General features: G+C 43.6%; 4 protein-coding genes and 1 pseudogene. 3 read left to right on the top strand and 2 right to left on the bottom strand.

Translation table 11 applies throughout. The features are described 5' to 3' along the window. Nucleotides 1–189 precede the first annotated feature (189 nt). Nucleotides 190–933 carry an SDR family NAD(P)-dependent oxidoreductase gene (locus CAG69_RS11640; RefSeq protein ID WP_161444283.1) on the bottom strand — a complete coding sequence of 248 codons (744 nt, stop codon included), beginning with the start codon at nt 931–933 and terminating at the stop codon, nt 190–192. 63 nt (nt 934–996) lie between these two features. Next, a complete protein-coding gene (locus tag CAG69_RS11635; protein WP_161444281.1) occupies nt 997–1,449 on the bottom strand; it encodes a MarR family winged helix-turn-helix transcriptional regulator in 453 nt (150 codons plus the stop codon). Between the two features lie 135 nt (nt 1,450–1,584). Between CAG69_RS11635 and CAG69_RS11630 the strand changes: the two genes are divergently transcribed. From CAG69_RS11630 to CAG69_RS11620, 3 genes and pseudogenes are all read left to right on the top strand, one after another. Then, nucleotides 1,585–1,845, top strand: coding sequence for a hypothetical protein (locus CAG69_RS11630; RefSeq protein ID WP_161444279.1), 261 nt, complete (start codon nt 1,585–1,587; stop codon nt 1,843–1,845). Between the two features lie 50 nt (nt 1,846–1,895). Beyond that, nucleotides 1,896–2,909: an HlyD family secretion protein gene (locus CAG69_RS11625; protein WP_161444277.1), complete on the top strand. Its 1,014-nt coding sequence runs from the start codon at nt 1,896–1,898 to the stop codon at nt 2,907–2,909. A 5-nt stretch (nt 2,910–2,914) separates the two neighbouring features. Further along, nucleotides 2,915–3,420, top strand: a pseudogene (locus CAG69_RS11620) (MFS transporter); the annotation flags it as partial.

The raw sequence follows: 3,420 nt of genomic DNA, 5'->3' as shown, positions 1-3,420 counted from the left end.
AAATATTTCATCAATAGCTCACGGTTAGGAGCTGAGCTCACTATACACCGATTATAAGAAATAGATAGGACTTTCTATTTTTCTTCAGACAAAACCGCCCATGAAGGAAGCTTGCGCGTTGCAAAGCAAGACCTAAAGATACAAAGGCATGCGTACATGCCTTTGTATTTGTGCCTAGCACACTTGGCGCTATGGTAGGTAGGCGCCGCCACATACTGGATTGTATGTGCCCGTGATATGTCCGCTTTTTTCACTTGCCAAGTAGCTCACGGTGTTTGCTACGTCTTCAGGTGTGGCAATTTTCTGCGTTGGTGTGAACATTCGAATGGTTTCTTTAAACTCTTCAGGAGCACCTTTTGTTGCGTCTGTTTCTACAAGGCCCGGAGCAACGACATTAGACGTAATCCCGAAAGGACCAAGTTCTTGAGCGAGGTATTTACTAAAGCTATCAAGTGCACCTTTTGCACTACCATGAGCAATAAAGCTTGGTGCAGGAGCTTCTGATAAGGTGCTAGAGATAAAAATTAAGCGACCAAACTGGTTGGCTTTCATGTTTTCTACCGCCAATTTTGCCGTTTGATATGCAGCGTGCATTTCGTCATTTAGCTTTTGTGAAAACTCTTCCCACGACTGCTCAGTGAAAGGTTTAGCGGTAAAGCTCATGTTTGCGTTTGAGACAAGAACATCAACGCCACCATGTTCATTTGCGATGCTGTCGAACATTCCTTGTATTTGTGCGTCATCTCGAACGTCAGCTTTTAAAGTGTACGCCTCACCACCGGCGTTTTGAATTTCTTGAGCTAACGCTTCCGCGACCGCAGCACTATTTACGTAGTTGATAAAAACTCGGTAACCATCTGCAGCGAGTGCTTTTGCTGTTGCTGCACCAATTCCACGAGCGCCACCTGTAATTAAAGCATTGCGTTTTGTCATCGTATTTCTCCAAGGTTGAGCCTGACTGTTAAACCAGCTTCTGTCGCAACGTACGCTGATAAGTTAAATTTGTCCGTTAAGCTTGCGTAAGTTCGCTACTACGCTAGAAAGTTGCTGTTTGCTGTTGTTTAGGTCGGCCTCAGCAAGGTTCTGTTGGGCTTCTTGCAGCACTAGCGAAGCGATATTTGCACATGTATCAACGGTGTCTAAAGATTTTTCTGTTAGCACGACTAACTTACTTCGACTATCCGTTGGCGAAGGTTTCCTCTCTGTCCAACCGCGCTTTTCAAGCCCATCAATTGATCGACTGACGCTCGATTTTTCTAAGTACAACAGTTCACAAATCTGACTTTGAGAAAGGGCACCGTTGTTTCGTAACAGCAACACGACCCCCCATTGTTCTGCTGTCATATCAATACCAGCATCTTTGAAACGGGTAGTGAGTAATCGGTTAAACAGGCGACTAGCAAGCCCCGTAAGGTGACCGAGAGACTGATGATGGTTGTATTGGGACATGGAAAGTTTCACCAAATAACATGAACGAACAATATGGTTGTATACACAACTATATTGGGCAATGTCAAATTCGTTTGAAGAAAATGCTACTAGCTTGTGCTTATTGTTGGGTTGATGTGTCAGATTGAGGTGCTAATGAAAATTGGTGAGGTAGCTTCGAAAACTTCGGCCAGTCAAATGTTTGCGCCTGATGCGCCGAGTTGGGGAGCAAGCTTCAATAAAGGTAGGGGAGTTGCAATCCTCTCTTTATTTATTCAGTTTAAATGTGTTTTTTATTTATATTACAAATGGTTAGATTTTAATTCTTTTCACTCGAAACACTTTTCTCAAGAAGTTCATGATAAATCAATGAGATTGATCTTTTTGATTGGCAATGATCAAATGTATCTTTACTAAAACTGTACGGTACAGTACAGTTTGTGAAAGTCATAAAATGGGTTTCAAACATGAAGAAGAAAGTTATCGCCTTGTCGCTGGTTGTTGGTTCGTTATTTGCTGCTGGCTGTGCCTTATACCAGCCGAATACTGTAATGACGGATAACGCATATGTTCATTCAGACGTTACGGCCATTTCACCTGAGGTTGGGGGGCAAGTAAGCGAAATCTTTGTCAAAGATAACCAGTGGGTAAGAGAAGGAACTCCTTTGTTTGTCATTGATGATGAAGACTTTATTGCCAACCAAGAAATTGCTCGAGCAGCACTAGATGTTGCGAAATCTGAGCTTACTGCAAATCAAATCAAAACGGATATGCAGTTAATGAAAATTGAGCAGGCGAAGCAAGGTATTCGCCGCGCGAGTGCAAATGCCGAACACCAAGCGGCGGAGTTTCAACGTCTTTCTCGTTTGGTACAAAAGCAATCTGTGAGCAAAAATCAGTTTGAAGCACAAAAAACGCGTTCTATTGAAGCAAGCAGTAATCTTGAAACCGCTAAATTGGGCTTAGCTGCTGAGCAAAAACAGCTCGACACATTGATGACCGAGAAGTTGCAACTGACAGCACAGCGTAAAAAAGCAGAAGCAAACTTACGACTGGCTAATATTTCACTGGAAAGAACCACGGTGCGTGCACCATTTGATGGCTATGTGGCAGATAGACAAGTGCAAGTCGGCAAGTTTGTACAACCAGGAATGGGGCTCATCGTGATGGTGCCAGATTATGTTTGGATAGAGGCAAACTTTAAAGAAACACAACTTGAGAACGTTGTGCCTGGGCAAGAGGTTGAAGTGGTATTGGATATGTTTCCAAACCATCCATTGCATGGCCGTGTTTCTTCGATAACCCCGGCGACTGGTGCACAGTTTAGTTTATTGCCACCTCAAAATGCGACAGGCAATTTCGTAAAAGTAGTACAACGTGTACCAGTACGTATCGAGCTAGAGATCCCTCAAGAGTTGAGTCAACGAGTCTATCCGGGGTTGTCTGCAGAAGTATCGATCGAGACCGCGACACAAGGTTAACTGCAATGGAAAAACGTTCACCGCTGCTGATTTTGACGCTTTTTGCGATTGCTGCTTTTGGTATTAACTCCGTGATGTTTACCGAGTTATCGTATGAGATGGCGGCAACGTCAGGCTTATCTGTCGATGAAGTCGCTCTGGTTAAAGTCGGCTTTATGATTACCCAGGTATTAGGTTTTATATTCACACCAATATTGGTGCGTAGATTGGGTACGTTAATTCTCTTACATGCCATTTTATTGGTAGGTCTAGCGAGCAATCTTGTACTTTACTGGGGCGGACAGCAAGAACTGGTGTTCACTCTGACTTGGCTCTCGAGTGGCTTTTTTATGAGCATGTTAATGGTGGTATTAAACCTTTACTTGCTACACTTCTTTGAACAGCGTTGGCTACCTGCCATTATCGCTTTAACGCTAGTATTCTCAACCTTGCTACCGATCGGCGCTTACCCTTGGGTAGTGGCCAATATTGTCGAAATCTTTGATTGGTCACTGTTGTGTGTTGTGTCGGC

The organism is Vibrio sp. V43_P6S15P86 (genome assembly GCF_009904725.1).
Classification (GTDB): Bacteria; Pseudomonadota; Gammaproteobacteria; order Enterobacterales; family Vibrionaceae; genus Vibrio; species Vibrio diabolicus.
This window is presented reverse-complemented; position numbering and strand designations above follow the sequence as displayed.

Excerpts from the sequence above, each read along its gene's own strand:
- CAG69_RS11640 (WP_161444283.1), bottom strand. The coding sequence starts at position 933 with ATGACAAAACGCAATGCTTTAATTACAGGTGGCGCTCGTGGAATTGGT.
- CAG69_RS11635 (WP_161444281.1), bottom strand. The coding sequence starts at position 1,449 with ATGTCCCAATACAACCATCATCAGTCTCTCGGTCACCTTACGGGGCTT.
- CAG69_RS11630 (WP_161444279.1), top strand. The coding sequence starts at position 1,585 with ATGAAAATTGGTGAGGTAGCTTCGAAAACTTCGGCCAGTCAAATGTTT.
- CAG69_RS11625 (WP_161444277.1), top strand. The coding sequence starts at position 1,896 with ATGAAGAAGAAAGTTATCGCCTTGTCGCTGGTTGTTGGTTCGTTATTT.